17 protein-coding genes are annotated in these 18,897 nt (G+C 70.4%); 2 read left to right on the plus strand and 15 right to left on the minus strand.

Going from position 1 to position 18,897, the window contains the following annotated elements; translation table 11 throughout:
• Nucleotides 1-6: 6 nt before the first annotated feature.
• Nucleotides 7-900 (minus strand): LysR family transcriptional regulator, encoded by an 894-nt coding sequence (locus OG408_RS36955; RefSeq protein ID WP_326673863.1) that lies wholly within the window; start codon nucleotides 898-900, stop codon nucleotides 7-9.
• Nucleotides 901-1,007: 107 nt separating this feature from the next.
• Here OG408_RS36955 and OG408_RS36960 point away from each other — a divergent pair, with 107 nt between their 5' ends.
• Both OG408_RS36960 and OG408_RS36965 read left to right on the plus strand, forming a co-directional pair.
• Nucleotides 1,008-2,540, plus strand: a complete 1,533-nt coding sequence (locus OG408_RS36960) for an alkaline phosphatase family protein (protein WP_326673865.1) — start codon at nucleotides 1,008-1,010, stop codon at nucleotides 2,538-2,540.
• A 243-nt stretch (nucleotides 2,541-2,783) separates the two neighbouring features.
• Nucleotides 2,784-5,456 (plus strand): SpoIIE family protein phosphatase, encoded by a 2,673-nt coding sequence (locus OG408_RS36965; RefSeq protein WP_326673867.1) that lies wholly within the window; start codon nucleotides 2,784-2,786, stop codon nucleotides 5,454-5,456.
• 35 nt (nucleotides 5,457-5,491) lie between these two features.
• Here OG408_RS36965 and OG408_RS36970 read toward each other — a convergent pair whose 3' ends face one another.
• The 14 genes from OG408_RS36970 to OG408_RS37030 all read right to left on the minus strand — a co-directional run bounded on the left by OG408_RS36970 (nucleotide 5,492) and on the right by OG408_RS37030 (nucleotide 18,892).
• Nucleotides 5,492-6,490 carry a DUF3533 domain-containing protein gene (locus OG408_RS36970; protein ID WP_326673868.1) on the minus strand — a complete coding sequence of 333 codons (999 nt, stop codon included), beginning with the start codon at nucleotides 6,488-6,490 and terminating at the stop codon, nucleotides 5,492-5,494.
• A gap of 186 nt (nucleotides 6,491-6,676) precedes the next feature.
• A complete protein-coding gene (locus tag OG408_RS36975) occupies nucleotides 6,677-7,399 on the minus strand; it encodes a DUF6390 family protein (protein ID WP_326673869.1) in 723 nt (240 codons plus the stop codon).
• Entirely contained in the window at nucleotides 7,400-8,392 is a 993-nt protein-coding gene (gene hypE, locus OG408_RS36980) for a hydrogenase expression/formation protein HypE (RefSeq protein WP_285566746.1), read from the minus strand.
• A 104-nt stretch (nucleotides 8,393-8,496) separates the two neighbouring features.
• Nucleotides 8,497-9,600: a hydrogenase formation protein HypD gene (gene hypD, locus OG408_RS36985; protein WP_326673871.1), complete on the minus strand. Its 1,104-nt coding sequence runs from the start codon at nucleotides 9,598-9,600 to the stop codon at nucleotides 8,497-8,499.
• Entirely contained in the window at nucleotides 9,597-9,893 is a 297-nt protein-coding gene (locus OG408_RS36990; RefSeq protein ID WP_285566457.1) for a HypC/HybG/HupF family hydrogenase formation chaperone, read from the minus strand. The genes hypD and OG408_RS36990 overlap by 4 nt, the downstream gene beginning before the upstream one ends.
• Before the next feature lie 48 nt (nucleotides 9,894-9,941).
• Nucleotides 9,942-12,494 carry a carbamoyltransferase HypF gene (gene hypF / locus OG408_RS36995; RefSeq protein WP_326673873.1) on the minus strand — a complete coding sequence of 851 codons (2,553 nt, stop codon included), beginning with the start codon at nucleotides 12,492-12,494 and terminating at the stop codon, nucleotides 9,942-9,944.
• 2 nt (nucleotides 12,495-12,496) lie between these two features.
• Entirely contained in the window at nucleotides 12,497-13,027 is a 531-nt protein-coding gene (locus tag OG408_RS37000; RefSeq protein ID WP_326673874.1) for a hydrogenase maturation protease, read from the minus strand.
• Between the two features lie 49 nt (nucleotides 13,028-13,076).
• On the minus strand, nucleotides 13,077-13,286 hold the full coding sequence (locus OG408_RS37005) for a hypothetical protein (protein WP_285566454.1): 210 nt from the start codon (nucleotides 13,284-13,286) through the stop codon (nucleotides 13,077-13,079).
• Between the two features lie 55 nt (nucleotides 13,287-13,341).
• Nucleotides 13,342-13,461, minus strand: a complete 120-nt coding sequence (locus OG408_RS40230) for a DUF6893 family small protein (protein ID WP_374119350.1) — start codon at nucleotides 13,459-13,461, stop codon at nucleotides 13,342-13,344.
• Nucleotides 13,458-14,870 carry a hypothetical protein gene (locus tag OG408_RS37010; RefSeq protein WP_326673875.1) on the minus strand — a complete coding sequence of 471 codons (1,413 nt, stop codon included), beginning with the start codon at nucleotides 14,868-14,870 and terminating at the stop codon, nucleotides 13,458-13,460. Before OG408_RS37010 ends, OG408_RS40230 begins: the two co-directional genes overlap by 4 nt.
• Nucleotides 14,867-15,508, minus strand: coding sequence for a DUF6084 family protein (locus tag OG408_RS37015; protein WP_326673876.1), 642 nt, complete (start codon nucleotides 15,506-15,508; stop codon nucleotides 14,867-14,869). The genes OG408_RS37010 and OG408_RS37015 overlap by 4 nt, the downstream gene beginning before the upstream one ends.
• Nucleotides 15,505-16,158 carry a DUF5947 family protein gene (locus tag OG408_RS37020; RefSeq protein WP_285566447.1) on the minus strand — a complete coding sequence of 218 codons (654 nt, stop codon included), beginning with the start codon at nucleotides 16,156-16,158 and terminating at the stop codon, nucleotides 15,505-15,507. The genes OG408_RS37015 and OG408_RS37020 overlap by 4 nt, the downstream gene beginning before the upstream one ends.
• Nucleotides 16,155-17,099: a NifU family protein gene (locus OG408_RS37025; protein ID WP_326673878.1), complete on the minus strand. Its 945-nt coding sequence runs from the start codon at nucleotides 17,097-17,099 to the stop codon at nucleotides 16,155-16,157. The genes OG408_RS37020 and OG408_RS37025 overlap by 4 nt, the downstream gene beginning before the upstream one ends.
• On the minus strand, nucleotides 17,099-18,892 hold the full coding sequence (locus OG408_RS37030; protein WP_285566443.1) for a nickel-dependent hydrogenase large subunit: 1,794 nt from the start codon (nucleotides 18,890-18,892) through the stop codon (nucleotides 17,099-17,101). Before OG408_RS37030 ends, OG408_RS37025 begins: the two co-directional genes overlap by 1 nt.
• Nucleotides 18,893-18,897: the final 5 nt, after the last annotated feature.

Raw genomic sequence — 18,897 nt, forward strand, 5'->3', positions numbered from 1 at the left:
AGCATGTCAGGAAGGCCACTCGGCTACGGCCCGGACCAGTTCGGCGAACGCCTGCTCCGGCGGTGTGAGTACGCGGTCGCTCCGGCGGACCAGGGACACGGTCCGCTTCGGAGGTGCGGGGCTGACCGTCAGGTCGGCGAGCATCCCGGCGGCGATCTCGTAGCGCGCCACGTGCTCGGAGAGCAAGGCCACCCCGAGCCCCTCGCACACCGCCTGCTTGAGGGTGCCCGGTCCCCACATGTCCCACTGCTCGGCATCGTCGAGTCCCCAGGCGCGCAAAGTCTCCTCCTGGAGGTGCCGGGTGGCCGAGCCCGCCTCGCGCATGAGGAAGCGCTGGTTCCGGAGATCCGGGGGAGTCAGCGCACGGCCGGCGAGCGGCGTCTGCGGCTCGGCCACCAGCACCATGGCCTCCTCGAACATGCCCTGGGAGACCAGCTGTTCATCGCGGGGCGTGCCGGCGCACAGTCCCAGGGCGACCTCCCCGCGCAGCAGCCACGACTCGACCGCGTCCTCGTTGCCCACGCGGATCTCACACCTCACCTTGGGAGCCCGTGTGGAGAAGTCCGCGACAAGACGCGGCAGGAGGTACGTGCCGAGGGTGGTCGTCCCCGCGAGGACCAGCCGGCCACCCCCGAGCCCGCGGAAGCCGGCGACCGTCCGCTCCAGGGAGTCCATGACCGCGAACACCTGGCGTGCGTGCTCGGCGACCACCTCACCGGCGGGCGTGGGGCGCGCACCGGCGCTCGTGCGGTGGACCAGCTGGATCCCGCAGGAGTTCTCCAGATTGCGGATGTGGTTGGAGACCGAGGGCTGGCTCATGAACAGCGATTTCGCGGCTCCTGAGAACCCCTGGTGCTCCAGCACCCTCAGCAGGACTTCCAACTGATTGAGCGTCACCATGCGGCGGATCTCCCGACGGACAAGCCATGGCATGCGCATGGCTATCGCACACGTTGTGGACCGGCCGACCCACTCATCGATCTTCATCCATCAGCGGAGGAAAACCCATGCCCCAGGACGGAATTGCCCGGCGCGCGGTGCTCGCGGCAGGGGCGGCCACAGTCGCGGCCGCCACCACGACACTCGCTCAAGCGCCCGCGGCCCACGCCGCCCCGGCCCTGCCGAACGGCATCAGCAAGGACAAGGTCCTCATCGTCGGAATGGACGGCCTGCGGCACGACCGGATCGACGCGGCGAACGCGCCGCACCTCAAGGCCATGATGGCGGCCGGTACGTACGCGAGGTCCCTGCTCTACGCGAACCCCATGGCCCCCACCCTGTCCGGACCGGGGTGGTCGACGATCTCGACCGGGGTCTGGCCCGACAAGCACGGCGTCAAGGACAACGACTTCACCGGCAGGCGATTCGACGAGTACCCCGGTCTCCTGGCCCGCCTCGCCCGGGTGAAGCCCGGACTGTCCACCTACGCGGCCGTCGACTGGCCCCCGCTGGACACCTACGGTGCCGTCACCGAGGGCGCCGACGCCAGACTCGTCCTGCCCCAGCACGACATACCCAACGACCAGAAGATCGCCGACGAGGCCGCGTCCGTCATCCGTAACCAGAACCCGGACGTCCTCTTCGTCTACTTCGGCTACACCGACCAGGTGGGCCACGAGAGCGGAACCGGTGACCGGTACCTCGACGCGATAGCCGGGCAGGACGTCCATCTGGGGAAGCTGTGGGCCTCGATCAGGGCGCGGCCCACGTACGCCTCCGAACGCTGGACCGTCATCGTGGCCACGGACCACGGACATGCGGACGCCGGCGGTCACGGCGGCAGCTCGATCGAGGAGCGGCGGACCTTCGTCCTCGCCCAGGGGCCAGGGATCGAGGCCGGAGGCCGCCCGATCGACACCCGGCTCGTGGACGTCGTGCCCACGGTGTTCAAGCAGCTCGGTCTGCCCGTCGACCCCTCCTGGGGGATGGACGGCAAGCCATTGCAGGACCGGACCGACGACGGCTTCGACACGCTTGGGCCGAAGCTGGCCGCCCGCGTGGACGAGACGGGGATCCCCGCCGACGTCCTGGGCTTCACGCACACAGCGCCGAGCGGCTGGTCCGTCATCAACGACGCCATGGGAACCGGCGGCGTGACGGAATGGCGCGGCTGGACCTTCACCACGAACGAGTTCTGGTCGCGCACCCAACGCGACCAGTGGCGCGAGCTCAATGTGCGGGCCCGCGGCGTCTTCGCGGTCGCCGACTCGGACGAATGGTCCGACAGGACGTTCTCCGGCCGGTTCGACTCGACCCTCGTGTCGCCCACGGTCGGCGGCCTCTCGGGCAGGAGCACGCTGACGATCGAGTTCGTCACGCACTACCGGCAGGTGGAACAGCAGACGGCCAGGGTCCTCGTCTCCTTCAACGCCGGCACACCCGTCGAGGTCCGGAGCTACACCACGGATGTCACGTCGCAGGAGCAGTCCATCGAGGTCCCGATCCCACCCGGCGCCACGTCGGCGCACGTCCGCTTCCACTACACCGGCGACAACGACTTCTTCTGGGTGATCGACAGGTTCCGGTTCCACGCCAGGTGACGCCACCGGCCGCACGCTTACGGGCCTGCTCCCGCGGGATGGCCCGCGGGAGCAGGAGCAGGAGCAGGAGCACAGCACGGCTCTCACCTGTACCTGGGATGTGACCCCGTCGTGTGAGGCAGTGCCGCGCACCGGCCCGGTCAGCCGCTCCGCGGAGCTGTCCTCGGTGATGCTGAGCCAATGGTTGAGCAAGGGGCTCCGTCGCGGTTCCGAGGCCGGCGTCGTGGCGGGCTGTCCACCCCGATGCCGCGGAGCGTCGCAGGGCAGGTGTTCCTGCTGCAGGTGGTCGTCGCGGTCCTGCTCATCGCCGCCACCCTCGTGGTCCTCGTCGTCCAGTCGCAGCACAACGCCACGGACGAGGCGCGGGACAGGTCGCTCGCCGTGGCCGTGGCGTTCCGGGACGCACCGGGCACCGCCGCGGCGATGCGGTCGCCGAACCCGACCCGGGTGCTCCAGCCCAGTTCGGAGAAGATGCGCAAGGACGCCGACGTCGGCTATGTGGTGGCCTTCGACCCGAGGGGCATCCGCTGGTCCCACCCCGATCCCGGCCGCATCGGCGGCCATGTCACCGGCGGCTTCGGACCCGCGCTCACGGGGAAGCCCTTCCAGGAGACGTTCGACAGCGCCCTGGGGCGAGCCGTCGACACGACCGTCGCCGTCTTCGATGCCGAGGGCCGGGTCGTCGGACTGATCTCGGTCGGGATCTACGTCAAGAGCGTCAACGAGATGGTCTCGCACCAGCTGCCGGCGATCCTCGCGGTCGCGGGCGGGGCACTCCTGCTGGCCGCGGCCGGGGCGGCGGCCGTGAGCAGACGCCTGCGCCACCAGACCCACGGCCTGGGGCCCGCCGAGATGACACGGATGTACGAGCACCATGACGCCGTCCTGCACTCGGTGCGGGAAGGCGTGCTCATCATCGACGACCGCGGTGTGCTCACGCTGGTCAATGACGAGGCGCGACGACTGCTCGACCTGCCGCGCAACGCCGAGCAACGCGAGGTGGCCGACCTCGGTCTGACACCGGACACGACGCAACTCCTGGTCTCGGGACGGACTGCCAGCGACGAGGTGCACTCCAACGGGGACCGGCTCCTGGCCGTCAACCTCCGTACCGTCGAGGGTTCAGGAGGCCCTCGGGGCAGTGTGGTCACTCTGCGCGACACCACCGAGCTGCGTGAACTGGCCGGCCGGGCCGAAGTGGCGCGGTCCCGGCTGCAACTGCTCTACGAGGCCGGCACGCACATCGGCACCACCCTCGACGTGGTGCGCACCGCCGAGGAACTGGCGGCCGTTGCGGTGCCCCGGTTCGCCGACTTCGTCACCGTGGAGTTGCTGGACCCCGTACTGCGCGGTGAGGAACCCACAGGAGCCGACTCCGACATGCGCCGCACCGCGATCGCCGGGATCCGGGGCGATCACCCCCTGTACCCGGTGGGGGAGATGATGCACTTCCCCGACGGCAGTACCGCGGCGCTCGGTGTGGCCGGCGGCCGGGCCGTGCTCGCCGCCGACCTCTCGGCCTCCGAGGTCTGGATCGCCCTGGACCGGCCGCGGGTGCGCGCAGTCCTGGACTACGGCATCCACTCCCTGATCTCCGCCCCGCTGCAGGCGCGCGGTGTGGTGCTGGGGAGCGTCGACTTCTGGCGCAAGGACAAGAGCCCCTTCGAGCCCGAGGACCTGTCCGTTGCCGAGGAACTGGCCGCCCGGGCGGGTGTGGCCATCGACAACGCGCGCCGTTTCACCCGCGAGCACACCATGGCCGTCACACTCCAGCGCAGCCTGCTGCCCCGCTCGCTGCCCACGCACTCCGCCCTTGAGGTGGCCCATCGCTACCTCCCGGCTCAGCCGGGCGTGGGCGGGGACTGGTACGACATCATCCCGCTGCCCGGAGCACGGGTCGCGCTGGTGGTCGGTGATGTCGTCGGCCATGGCCTCCACGCCGCCGCCACCATGGGGCGACTGCGCACCGCGGTGCACAACTTCTCGGCCCTGGACCTGCCCCCCGACGAACTCCTCGCCCACCTCGACGCCCTCGTCGGCCGGCTCGACGCCGAGGGGGACAGCGACGTCGAGATCTCCGGTGCCACCTGCCTCTACGCCATCTACGACCCGGCCACCGGGCACTGCACCCTGTCCAGGGCCGGCCACCCGGGCCCGGCCCTGGTGCTCCCGGACGGCACCGTCACCTACCCGGAGATCCCCGGGTCGCCGCCGCTCGGCATCAACGAGGGCCTGCCGGTGGAGACCACCGATCTCGTACTGCCCGCAGGAAGCAGACTGGTCCTGTTCACCGACGGGCTGGTCGAGCGGCGGGGCCGCGACATCGACGCCGGGCTCGAGGTCCTGCGTGCCACTCTGGCCCGCCCCGGTGACCTCGGCCCCGAGGCCACCTGCCAAGCGGTCATCGACGCCCTGCTGACCGACCGGCCCACGGACGACGTGGCCCTGCTCGTCGCCCGCACCCATCTCATGGACCCCGGCAGTGTCGCCGACTGGGACGTACCCGACGACCCGACCGTGGTCGCCGGCATCCGTGCGGAAGCGGCCCGCGCGGTGAACGGGTGGGGACTGGCGGACGCCACGTACGCGACGGAACTCATCGTCAGTGAGCTGGTCACCAACGCGATCCGCTACGGCTCCCCACCGATCAGGCTCCGCTTGCTGCACGACGACGACACCCTGATCTGCGAGGTCGCGGACGGCAGCAGCACCGCCCCGCACGTGCGTCAGGCCGCCACCACCGACGAGGGCGGGCGCGGCCTGTTCATCATCGCCCGGCTCGCGCACCGCTGGGGCACGCGCTACACCGCACGCGGCAAGGTCATCTGGGCCGAGCAGTCCCTCGGCACCGAGGTACCTCACAGCAGCCTCAACGGCGAAGCCCTGCTCGACCAGTGGGCGGACGAGGACTGGTGACGCCGCGATCGTGACGCCGTGGTGGTGCCTCGGCGTCAGGGAGAGCGAGTGGTCCGCCCGGCGGGAGCGTGAGACCGGGGCGCGCGGACTCCGCCCAGCAGGACCACGGCCGCGCCGCCACCGGCCCAGGCCAGAAGCGTCCACAACGGACCGCCGGCACCCGCGCCCCGGAAATAGGCGACCGAGGTCAGGGCATCCAGGCCCGCACCGGGCGGCAGGGACGGACCGGCCGTGCGCCAGAACGTGGGCAGCAGCTCGGTGGGATACACCCCACCCGAGCCGGGCACACCGAGAACGACCACGAGCACGAGCGCCAGACCGATTCCCGGCACTCCGGCCAGTTCGTGCAGGGCAAGTGTGAGGGCTCCCGCCGCCAGAACCAGCAAGGACCCCACGGCCCACAGTGCCCAGAAGTCTCCCGGCACCGCGTTCAGAAGAGTCCTGGCGACCAGGACACCGAGCAGTCCGGCGAGTACCGAGTACATGAGCAGCACGCCCGTCTTGACGGATGCGCGTACTACCCCCGGACGGCGCCCGGCAACGAGTGCCTGCACCGAGGCGCACAGGATGCCGCCCGCACACCAGCCCACAACGAGCGAGAAGGAGGAGAGGAGACGCCTGTCACCCGGCGCGATCGGCGCCACGTCCCGGACGCGGACAGTGCGGCCCTGCTGTCTTTCGGCCGCACCGACGTGCGTAGCGAGTTCCCTGGCCAGCGACGGGCCCGCACCACTGGCGACCAGCAACAGGTCGTCGGTGCCGGAGCGGGAGACGATGAGCGCACCCTTCACCTGACGACCGCGGATCCGGTCCAGGGCCGCAGCCTCGTCGGCCACCCGGAACGGGTCCACCGGCTCACCGGGGAGCAACGCGAGCTGATAGAAGGTGTCGTCGGCGATCCGGGTCGTGGGAGCCGTGATGGCCAGGGGAACGCGGTGCGGGGCGGGATCGCGGAACGCGCCGATGCACGAGAGGACGAATGCCGTCTGCAGCACCAGCACCCCGAGGACCAGGCGCACCGATGTCCCGCTCATGCCTTCTCCGATGCCGCGGAAGCCTGCGGACGACCGACCGCCGGGGACGCCATCCGCGCTCTGTGCCGGCATACGTCCAACCTCGGCGCAAACCTGAGCCGCCGCAGCCCGGACGGGTCCGAACGGCTCACTCCGTACGGCGCCCGGTTCTGCGAGCGGGCGACCTCCGGGGTGGGCAGGCGACGGTCAGCGCACCGGGTCGCGCAGAATCGGTCCCGTGCGCTGCCGTTCCTCGATGTCCTCGATGCGTCGGGCCTGTTCGTCGGTGATCACATCGCAGACCCAGTCCCAGTGCAGAGCCACCCGGTCGCCCGGGGAGAGGCCGTCGATCAGCGTCCTCCCGCCGGCCGAGTGGCGAGCGGTCTCCTCCTGCCAGTCACCGGTGATCAGTTCCGTGCCGTTCCAGCTGAGCGGGCGGCACCGTACCGTCGCCAGATGCCGGTCGGCGCGGAGGACCACCCCTGTACGGATGCGGCACTGGTCGAGCACGGACAGGGCGGTGGGATTCCCGCCCGTCCGCAGCATCGGCGCCCATGGGTACACCTCGAACACCTGGAAACTGTGGTGCGCGAGCGCCCGCTGCGCGGCTTCGCGCCAGGTGCCGCCGAGCTGGCCCCGGAACCGGTCCGTCATGCGCTCCACCAGACCGGCGGGATCGACCAGGTCCAGCAGCTCGTTGCCGATCCAGTACGCCTCCACCACCCGCGCGTCGAGCGGGTCCGGGATCCCGGCCACCTCCGCCAGGTACTCGAGATAGCACCAGGCTCCCTCGAACTGCCTGGCCCGCAGCTCGATGTCGGCGGTCGCTTCACGACGCAGGAGGGCCGCTGCGTCGGCGGGGCCGCAGTAGCCGAGTTCGTTGGGCGGGTAGGCGTATCGCGCGAACAGCAGTGCGCCCTCGGCGCTCATCTAACAGATCCTCGGGAGCTGTTCGCCGATCGGTAGCCCGATCACCCGGCTCCCGCCCAGCCCCGTCCTGGCGACCACCATCCCGGCGTGATCCGGCACGCAGCTGCCGATCCTGCATGCGTCCCGGGCCAGGGGGTGGGCCCGCATGGCCGCCAGCACCCGGTCCGCGTCCTCGGCCGGAACGATCGCGATCAGTTTGCCCTCGTTGGCGACCTGGAGCGGGTCGAGTCCGAGCAGACTGCACGCGTCCCGCACCGTGGGCGGCACGGGAAGCGACCGCTCGACCAGTTCGATGCCCACGTCCGAGGCGCGGGCGATCTCGTTCAGCGATGCCGCGACACCGCCGCGCGTGGGATCCCGGAGCACATGGACGTCGGCGCCGGTGGCGATCATGCCGGCGACCAGCCCGTGCAGCGGAGCGGTGTCGCTCTCGACCGTCGTCCCGAACTCCAGGCCCTCCCGGCAGCTCATCACGGCCACTCCGTGCACCCCGATGTCGCCGCTGACCAGCACGGCATCGCCGGGACGGGCCCGGCGTGCGTGGATGTCGACACCGGAGGGGACCACTCCGATGCCCGAGGTGTTGATGTAGACGCCGTCACCGCTGGAGCGCTCCACGACCTTCGTGTCCCCGGTGACCAGGCGTACGCCGGCGTTCTCCGCCGCCCGGCCCACGGCCTGGGCGATCCGGCCGAGGTCGTTCAGTGCGGTGCCCTCCGCGAGGATGAAGGCGGTCGACAGGAACATCGGCGTCGCGCCCGACATGGCCAGGTCGTTGACCGTCCCGTTCACCGCCAGGTCACCGATCGATCCGCCGGGGAAGAACATCGGCTTCACCACGAACGAGTCCGTGGAGAAGGCGAGGCGGGTGCCGGAACCGACCGTCAGGACGGCTGAGTCGCCGAGATCGGAGGCCGCCGCGGCACCGTAGGCGGGCAGGAACAGATGCTCGATCAGTTCGCCGGACATCGCGCCGCCACCGCCGTGGCCCATCACGACCGAGGGGATGTCCCGCAGCGGTACGGGGCAGGTCCATCCCTCGAAGTCGAGGCCGGCGGCGTCCGGCCGCGCGCCGGCCACTTCTTGAATCGCGTCAGTCACTTGGCATCGACCAGTTCCAGTCGGCGGTGGGTGTAGTACGCGGCGCAGGCACCCTCCGAGGACACCATGGTCGCGCCCAGCGGATTCCGCGGTGTGCATTCCCTGCCGAACGCCTCGCACGCGTGCGGCTTGATCAGGCCCTGGAGGACTTCGCCCGACCGGCAGAGAGAGGACTCCGCGGTGTGGATGCCCGTCACGTCGAACCGTTCCTCGGCGTCGAACTCCCGGTATCTCGCGGAGAGCCGCCAGCCGCTGCGGGGGATGGCCCCGATGCCGCGCCAGGTCCGGTCCGTCACCTCGAAGACGTCTGCGAGCATCTCCATGGCCGGTGCGTTGCCCTCGTCGCGAACCGCCCGGGGGTAGGCGTTCTCCACCTCGTGCCGGCCCGCCTCCAGCTGGAGGACGGTGCGGCGCACGCCTTCGAGGATGTCCAGGGGCTCGAAGCCGGTGACCACGATCGGCACCTTGTACTTCTGGGCCAGCGGCGGGTACTCCGCCGTCCCCATCACGCTGCACACGTGCCCCGCGGCGAGGAACGCCTGTACCCGGCAGGTCGGGGACTCCATGATCGCGGCGATGGCGGGCGGCACCAGCACGTGTGACACCAGCAGGCTGAAGTTGCGTACGCCGAGCCGCTTGGCCTGGTAGACCGTCATCGCGTTCGCGGGCGCGGTGGTCTCGAACCCGATCCCGAAGAACACGACCTCGCGGTCCGGGTTCTCACGGGCCAGCTTCAGTGCGTCGAGGGGGGAGTACACCACACGTACGTCACCGCCGGCGCTTCGCACGGAGAACAGGTCCTGGCTGCTCCCGGGCACGCGCAGCATGTCGCCGAACGAGCAGAAGATGACGCCGGGGCGGGCGGCGATCGCCAGCGCCCGGTCGATGATCTCCAACGGCGTGACGCAGACGGGGCATCCCGGGCCGTGGATCATCTCCACCCCGCCCGGCAGCAGTTGGTCGATGCCGTGCCGGATGATCGAATGGGTCTGGCCCCCGCAGACCTCCATCATGGCCCACTTCCGCGTGGTGGCCGCATGGATCTGGTCCAGCAGCTTCTTCGCGAGATCGGGGTCGCTGAACTCGTCGAGGTACTTCACCGGCCGGCTCCTTCGGTGGATTCGCCCTGCTGGGCTGCGAGTTCGAGGCCGTCGCCGAACTCCTCGGCGAGGATGCCGAGCCGCTCGAAGTTGGCGAGGGTGTCCTGGGCCGACCGTTCGTCGAGGCGCTGGATGGCGAACCCGACGTGCACGATGACGTACTCACCGACCGTCACGTCGGGGATGTACTGGAGGCACACCTCCTTGCGCACCCCGCCGAAGTCCACCTCGGCCATCACGGTGCCGTCGACTTCGGCGGTGCTGAGGACTCGCCCCGGAACAGCCAGACACATGGTCCCTCTTCTCTGTGGATCCCTTGGGGTACGGGGGAGGCGGGGCGGTCAGCCCGATGCGGCGATCAGGAGCTGGCCGAGGGCGATCCCGCCGTCGTTCGGCGGCAGCAACCGCGGCCGCAGGACGGTGAAGCCCCGTTCCGTCAGGCCGTGTTGTGCCGCTTCGAGCAGTACGGCGTTCTGGAAGACGCCGCCACCCAGGGCCACGGTGCCGAGCCCGGTGCTCGTGCGGCAGATGTCCGCGAGGTCGGCGACAAGCGCCGCGACGCACAGGTGGAAGCGCGCGGCGATCAGTTCGGCGGGAACGCCGGAACGTACGTCGCGGGCCACGGCCCGGACGACCGGGCCCGGATCCGCGACGGCGGGTTCGTCTCCCGCCCCGGGCCGGATCCCGAAGCCGTAGCGGGTCTCCGGCACGCGGGGGTCGGCCTGCCCGCTCCGTGCCAGCCCCTCCAGCTCCACGGCTGCCTCCGCCTCGTAGTCCACCGCGTGCCGGACACCGGCCAGCGAGGCGACCGCGTCGAAGAGCCGGCCCATGCTCGATGTGGGCACGCATCCGAAGCCGGTGGTGAACTGATGCGCCAGCAAGTCGCGTTCCGCGTCCGGGCACGCCTGGACCGCAGGGGAGTCGTCGTCCCAGGGGACACCGGCCGCGTGCAGGTGCGCGAGCGCCATCCGGTAGGGCCGCAGCACACTCGCGTCGCCCCCGGCCAGCGGCACGTAGCCCAGGTGGGCCGCCCTGTGGAACGCCTTGTAGCCGGCCACCAGGACCTCACCGCCCCAGGCAGCGCCGTCGTCGCCGTGGCCGGTGCCGTCGAAGGCGATGCCGATGACGCTCTCGTCCGCGCCCAGACCGTGCTCCGCCATCACGGACGCGATGTGCGCGTGGTGGTGCTGCACCGTGCGGACCGGCCGGCCGGCGGCGTGGGCGCGGGCCCACTCGCCGGAGTGGTAGCCGGGATGCCGGTCGGCCACCAGACGGGCCGGCCGCACACCGGTGAGACCCTCCAGGTGCTGCTCGGCCCGGGTCAGGGCGCGAACGGTGGACAGATCGTCCATGTCGCCGATGTGCTGGCTGAGCCAGGCGTAGCGGCCCTCGGCCAGGGCGAAGGTGTTCTTCAGGTCGGCGCCCACGGCGAGCGTCGCCGGGACGTCGAACGGCAGCGCGAGCGGCAGCGGTGCGTACCCGCGCGATCTGCGGAGCGGGAGTTCGGCGCCGGCCACGTACCGGCTGACGGAGTCGTCGCACGGCACGTGGATCCGCCGGTCGTGCCGCAGCCACGCGTCGACCAACGGCTCCAGTACGGTCAGCGCCGCCTCGTCGTCGGTGACGATCGGCTCGCCCGACAGATTCGCTGAGGTCATCACCAGCGCGTCCGGGCCCGGCCGGTCGTCCCCGGTCCCCAGGAGCAGGACGTGCAACGGGGTGTAGGGAAGCAGCAGTCCGAGATTCGGATTTCCGGGTGCCACGGCCTGCGACACCCCCGCTCCCGGCCGGTCCGGACGCCTGGGCAGGAGCACGATCGGACGGCGGCCGCCGGTCAGGAGCTCCTCCTCGTCGCCGGTCATGGTCACCAGCTCCCGCGCGGCATCGAGCCCCGGGACCATCACCGCGAAGGGTTTGCCGCCGCGCTGCTTGCGGCGGCGCAGTTCGGCCACGGCCCGGTCGTTGCGAGCGTCGCAGACCAGGTGGTACCCGCCGAGTCCCTTGACCGCGATGATCCCGCCGGCGGCCACCAGCTCTCGCGCGGCCCGCAGCGCGTCCTCACCGCAGGGCCGGTCAACGGTGTCCTTGCGGACCAGTTCGAGCCGCGGCCCGCAGTCGCGGCAGGCGATCGGCTGGGCGTGGAAGCGGCGGTCGTGCGGATCCTCGTACTCCGCCCGGCAGACCCCGCACATGTCGAAGGCCGCCATCGTGGTGGCGGCCCGGTCGTACGGCAGTCCGGTCACGATCGTGAACCGCGGGCCGCAGTGCGTACAGGTGATGAAGGGGTGGCGGTAGCGCCGGTTCGACGGGTCGCCCATCTCGTCGAGACAGTCCGGGCAGGTCGCGATGTCCGGCGAGACGAGCGTCCGGGCCCCCTCGCGCGTGCTCGACTTCTCGATGGTGAAGTCCGTACCGCCACGCGTCGGCTGTTCGCTCGTACGGACATCCTCGACGACCGCGAGGGGCGGGGCGTCGTCGCGCAGCCGGCGGCCGAACTCCTCGACGGCGTCGGACGGCCCCTCGACCTCGGCGAGCACACCGTCGCCGGTGTTCGTCACCGTGCCGGTGAGCATCAGCTCGGAGGCGGTGACGTAGACGAACGGCCGAAAGCCCACGCCCTGCACGACGCCGCGCACCTCGAACCTGCGCCGGATCCGCTGGACCCGGCCCCTGCCCATCATCTCCAGGCCCGACAGGGCGTCCCGGGCCTTCGCCCGGTCGATGAGTTCGACGGCGAAGCCCATGTGGAGAAGGACCCAGTCGTCGCAAACGGGCGGCGCGTCGAGCATGCCGATGTTGACGCGTCGCCGCGCGCCCTCCACGTCCACGAGAGCCAGCTGCCCCGCATACCCGTCCACGATCTCCACGACGCGACCAGGAATGCCAAGGCACATGATCAGGATCTCCGGGGTTCGGCGCTCTTCACGGACGTGGTCGGTACGGCTGATACGAGCTGCCGGACCAGGGTGTGCACTGCCTGGATCGCCTTGGGCACCGCGTGGGCGACGGCTTCACTGAGCCCGATGCCCTCCTCGACGCCGGTGGGGGTGCAGCCCACGAGGTAGGTGAGCGGAAGAGTACCGCCCAATTGATCCAGATTTGCAAGGACAGCAACCGGATTCATCCCATGGGCATCGAATTCACCCGTACCGAGGTCTTCCACGCCGATCCGGAGCACCGTCAGCTCCCCGGGCGGACCGCCACCCGGGTAGGCGTCGACCAGCACCAGCGCGTCGTACCCGTCGAGCAGGTCGTACGCGAGGTGCATGCCGCGGATGCCGTAGTCGACCAAGCGGACCCGGGAGGGCAGCCCGCCGGAGTGGCTCAGCTGCCGCACGACCTCCGGGCCGAAGCCGTCGTCACCGAGGAACAGATTGCCGATGCCCGCCACGAGCACCTGTCCGGATGTGTCCGGTTCCTGCGTCATCCTCGGCTCCTGCTTCGTGAAGGGTCGTGGGCGAGAGCACCGGGCCGCCTCAGCCGCCGGACTGCAGGTGGGGAGAGTCGGGGTCCTCGGGCTTCTTCGGCTGCACGGAGGTGCCGGAGCGTTCGTCCGAGGTACCCGACGGCCGGTCCGCCGGGCCGCCCTCCGGCTTGTCCGAGCCGGTGTCCCGCGAACCCTTGGGGCCGCGTACCTCCTGCGGCTCCTCCTCGACGGCACTGTCCTTCTTCGGCGTATCCGCCATGGGTGCACTCCTCACTCACATCGGGACTCACACATCAGGGTTCACACATCGGAATTCACATCGAACGGATTCTCAGGTAGCGGCGGATGTCGGGGATCGACCTGATCCCGACGCCCACGGCGACCAGCGCCACGGCCGCCGCCACACCGGCGGTGATCATGCCCAGGCTCTTCACGATCGGTTCTCCTCTCGGTACTGCGCCGCCTCCTCGGCGGACAGGGGTGTCAGCTCGTCGGGTGCGAAGTAGAAGTAGCGGCCGTACCAGTCGTGCAGGTCGGCCGCCGGGTCGTCGACGAGGACCAGGGCGACGTGCGTACCGCCGTCAACGTCCGCGAGAACCGCGGTCACCCGGGCCACCTGACCGGCGAAGAACAGGTCCTGCGCGTCGGCGCGCCGTGACGGATGGACGCGGACCAGACTCCCCTTGGCCACGCGCTCCCCGCCGATCGTCACCGCGTCGCTCTCCGGCCGCACCGACGCGTCGGCCGCCGGATCCCACCAGGGCGCGCCCGCGGTGTCGAAGGGGCTGTGCTCGGCGTCCGGGCCGCCGGCCGCCGGGTCCACGAGTGCCGCGGCGGAGGCCGCCGCCGGCGGATGCGGATCGCGCAGCAGACCGTGCAACTGCTGCAGGTCCGCAGGCGACATCCCGTCGCACCGGTCGATGATCTCCCGGGCCCGGGGATCGGTGGCCCGTGCCTCCGCCTTCTCCGCCTCCGTCATGGTCATCACCCGGAGGGTCAGGATCTCGTCGATCTCCGTCGAGTCGAACAGGGCGCCGGCGCTCTGCTCGGCCACCTCCGGGTAGTCGTACAGGATGATGGGCGCGCCGAGCACCGTGTCCGTCGCGCCCTTCGGACCGGCCAGCACGGGCCAGCACCTGCGCTGCCGGCAACGGCCGGCGGCGCCCGTCGCCGCGGTGGGGGGTTCGAGCAGCGAGACGAACGCGGCGTCGTGCGCCCGGAGCAGCAGATGGGCACCGATCAGTGAGGAGCGCACAGCGGCGTCCTTGGTCGTGACCGTGTCCGGGTGTTCGTTGCGCACCGCCACCGACAGCCGGACGAAGCCGTCATCGGCCTCGCTCGCGGTCCTGATCCTGACGGCCAGCGGCAGCCGGCGCCGGACGATCCGCCCCACGACCGCGCCGCTCGCATCGCTGAGCGGCTCCGACTCCTCGCCGCCCGGGACCTGGTGGACGTCGTCCATCGACTCCGCCAACGGCTTTGCGGCGAGCACGATTTCCTTCTCGACCGCCTCGTCCCAGGTCATCACGGAGACCCCGTCGACGGTGAGCTTCCCGACCGGAACATGGCTGCCGTCCGCTTCCCTGCGCTGCACCTCGCGGACCTGCAGTTGAAGGAAGCGCAGATGGACGGTGACCGCCGCGGGCCCCTCGCCCGGAGCGAGGAGGCACTGTGCCTCCATGCCCGGTTCCTCGCCGAAGCTCGCCGCCGTCGCGTGCGGCGGGCCGAGGACTCCGAACTGCCAGCGCGACCTGTTCTTGTGCGAACTCGCACGGTACGGGTACAGGAGGTACCCCTCGTACAGGACCGCGTCCGCGACCGTGCGCACCTGGTCAAGACTCACAGGACCACCTCGTCGCTCTCGGCCAGGAGGGCCTGCACCGTCTCGTCCCAGCTGATCAGCCCGCGCCGGGCCCGGAAGTCCGCGAACCGTGCCAGCACCTCGTGGTCCAGCCTGATCCAGCCGGTGTTCGGGAAGTGCGACGCCACCATGTGCCGCCACACCTCGACCGGCATCTGATACCGGGCCTCGCAGTCCCACGGCACCTGCTCGACCCCGAAGCCCTTGCTGCCGCGGGTGAACACCGTGCCGGAGAACATCAGGGCCAGGGGGACCGAACCCTCACCGAGAGCGTGCAGATAGCGGGAACCGACCACGTCGAAGTCGTACGTGCACGGCAGGGCGAGGTCGGCCTCGGTCGAGCCGCTGAACCCCTGAACCGTCGTGTCGCAGCTCATCCACTGGAACGGCTTCAGAGTGTCCGTCCAGCGCTCCCGGGTACCGAAAAGTGCCTGCAGGCCACTCTGTTCGGCGTCGTCGTAGTGCCGGCGCTGAGGCTCGATGCGGACCTGGCAGTGCAGGGCGACGGCGTGGACATGCTGGCCCGTCAGCTCCTCGATCCGCAGCCGTGCCGTCAGCTGAGGCACCGCCGCGTACGGTTCGGCGAACACATCCAGCACGGAGAAGGCGAAGTTGCTCACGGTGCCCCGATCTCCGGAGCGGGCCGGCTGCGGTCCGCCACCTGTGCGAAGAAGACGTCCATCGCGGTGCGCGCCTCGGAGCCGCCGTCGAACCCGCGCCACAGCGTGCGCAGCTGACCCACCAGTTCGTAGCAGGCATCGATCGGCACCAGATGGCACGAGCCGCCGCTCTCCGCGGTGCGGCGGATCAGCAGCGCCTCGACGTCGGGACGCAGCACGGCGAGCTCCGGGCTCGACTCGACGACGGTCTCCCATGCCTCCAGGGGCAGTTCCGACTCCGTCGCCCCGGCAGGACCCGGGTAGAACGCGACCATGCGGTCCTGCACGGAGTTGCGGAACAGGAAGGCGAGCCCGACGGGAATCTGCAGCTCGTCCCAGGCACGCCCGTCCACGGTCAGACCCGCGAAGTGCAGATAGCGCTCGGGCACCGCCCGGTAGCGCAACTGCGCCCCCTCGTCGGTGAACAGCAGGTAGCAGGCCCGGCAGCCGCACATCAGGGCGCGGCTGTCGAGGTTCACCACATGGGGGTGGCTCTCGCCGATCGGCTCCGCGCACATCTCGCAGCGTTCACCGGCGGCCGCGACCGGCCGGTCACGGGTGAGGCGCAGGAGGGTGGACGCCGGGGAAGCGGACCGGCCGGCCGGGATCACGGTGCCACCGCCGCGGGCACCGAGACGGCGACGGATCCAGCGTCCGAGAGGAGCGGGAGCGGCGCCAGGTGCACACCGTCCCCGTCGAGGCAGACCCCGGCCCGCTTGACGTCGTAGTGCGCCCTGCATCCGGCGCACCGCAGGACCGCGTCCCCGGACCCGCCACCCAGCCTTCGCGCCAGGGTGGCACCCTCGAACGGCCGCTCGCAGCGAGCGCACCGGTCCTCGAAGGCGAACAGCTCCGAGCCCACCCGGCAGGCCACCACCGGCACCCTGCCGACCTCGACCCGGGCCACGTCGCCGGTCTGCAGCTCCGCCAGCTCCGGGACGGGCTCCCAGGACGCGCCGTCGTCGCTGGCCGTCCCGGTCTCCGTGTGCAGCCGCGCGAACAGCGAGTCCACCGGCACCAGCGGACCCGACGCCCCGGCCTCCTCGTCGGCCGCCGTCTCGACCTCGATCGAGGTGATCTCCGGAGCTGCCGCCTCCACCGCACCCTGCACGGCCAGCTTGAGCGTGACCGAGGACGACGGACAGCCGTCACAACTGCCCAGCAGCCGCAGCCGGACGGCACCCTCGTCGGTGACGGCGAGCAGCTCCACGTCACCGCCGTGCGACCCAAGATAGGGCCGCACACTCTCCAGCGCCTGCTCGACCCGGGTCTCCACACCGTACGGGTGCAGCCCGTGCACCAGCAGGACACTGGCCACCAGGTCGTCACCGGCCAGCGCGGCCAGGACCTCGTCGTCCAGCCGCCCCTGCTCGTGCATGAGGTCGAGCAGACGTTCCAGCCCGGCACCGTAGAAGTCGGCGACGAGCCGGACCAGTTCCTCGCTGCGCTCGCGCGCGACCGCGCCGCCGGAACCGCTGGCGGCGATCAGGGTGTCGATGCGGTCACCGGTCGTCCGCCAGTCGGGCGCCGCCGGGGATTCCTCCTGCGCCATCACTCACTGCCCGCTGACTGGGTGGGGGAGTGCAGGAGTTCCAGCTTCTTGCCCTCGCCGAGGTACATGTGCACGCCGCAGGGCAGACAGGGGTCGAAGCTGCGCACCGTGCGCATGATGTCGATGCCCTTGAAGTTCTCCCGGTCGTTCTCCTCGAAGATCGGCTGACCCTGCACGGCGTCCTCGTAGGGGCCAGGCGTGCCGTAGGTGTCGCGCGGGCTCGCGTTCCACGGAGTCGGCGGGTACGGGTGGTAGTTGGCGATCTTCCCGTCCCGGATCACCATGTGGTGCGAGAGGACACCTCGGACCGCCTCGGTGAAGCCGCAGCCGACACCCTCCTCGGGCACCTCGAACTTCTCCCAGGTCTTGGTGTTCCCGGACCTGATCTCCGCGAGCGCCTTCTCCGCGAAGTGCAGCGCGCAGGCGGCGGCGTACGCCTGGAAGTAGCTGCGCGCCCGGTTGCGCTCGATGGTGTTGCTCCACTTCGGGACGTGCCACTCCAGCTCCACCGGGCCTTTGAGCGCGGTCTTGGGGAGGTTGATCTTGACGCTGTGGCCGGTCGCCTGGATGTAGCCGATGTCGACCAGGCCGGCCAGCGCGGTGGTCCACAGCCGGGCGAGCGGCCCGCCGCCGGTGTCCAGCGCCAGGTAGTCCTTGCCGTCGAACCACCGCGGCGACATGACCCAGCTGTACTTGTCGTCGAGGTCCCGCTTCTGCGGCTGCGGGTTGGTGTGCTGGTTCCACGGGTGGCGCCGGTCGACCGGATTGCCGAGCGGGTCGTGTGAGACGAAGGTCTCCTGCTCGTCCCAGTCGTTGTAGTACGACGAACCGAGCAGGATCCGGATGCCGAGGTTGATCTTCACCAGGTCGGTGGTGACCAGCTTCCCGTCGACGACGACACCGGGGGTGACGTACATCTTCCGGCCCCAGTCGGTCATGTCCTTGTACTCGAAGTTGCAGTGCTCCGGGTCCTGGAAGGAGCCCCAGCAGCCCAGCAGGATGCGCCGGTTGCCGACCTGCTCGTACCCGGGCAGGGCCTCGTAGAAGAAGTCGAAGAGGTCGTCGTGCATCGGCACGACCTTCTTCATGAACTCGACGTACCGCTGGAGCCGGGTGATGTAGTCCGTCATCAGCTGGATGGTCGCCACGGTTCCGACGCCGCCCGGATAGAGCGTGGAGGGGTGGACGTGCCGCCCCTCCATCAGGCAGAACATCTCCCGGGTCATCCGGCTGACCTGGAGCGCCTCGCGGTAGAACTCGCCGGTGAACGGGTTCAGCGACCGCATGATGTCGCCGATGGTCTTGTACCCGTGCGCGTCGGCGTGCGGGGAGGGGGTGCGGTTGGCCTGCTCCAGCACCCCGGGGTTGGTCTCCGCGACCATCTTCTCGCAGTAGTCGACCCCGACCAGGTTCTCCTGGAAGATGTTGTGGTCGAACATGTACTCCGCGGCCTCGCCGAGGTTCACGATCCATTCGCCGAGGTGAGGCGGCTTCACCCCGTACGCCATGTTCTGTGCGTAACAGGAACACGTGGCGTGGTTGTCACCGCAGATTCCGCAGATGCGGCTCGTGATGAAGTGCGCGTCCCGCGGGTCCTTGCCCTTCATGAAGACCGAATAGCCGCGGAAGATGGAGCTGGTGCTGTGGCACTCCGCGACCACTTTCTGCTTGAAGTCGATCTTCGTGTAGATGCCCAGGCTGCCGACGATCCGGGTGATGGGATCCCACGCCATTTCGACCAGGTCGTTCTTGCCCCGGCCCCCTCCGGCACCCTTGTGCTGCGTCGCGGTCATTGCGC

The organism is Streptomyces sp. NBC_01257, assembly GCF_035917255.1.
GTDB lineage: Bacteria > Actinomycetota > Actinomycetes > Streptomycetales > Streptomycetaceae > Streptomyces.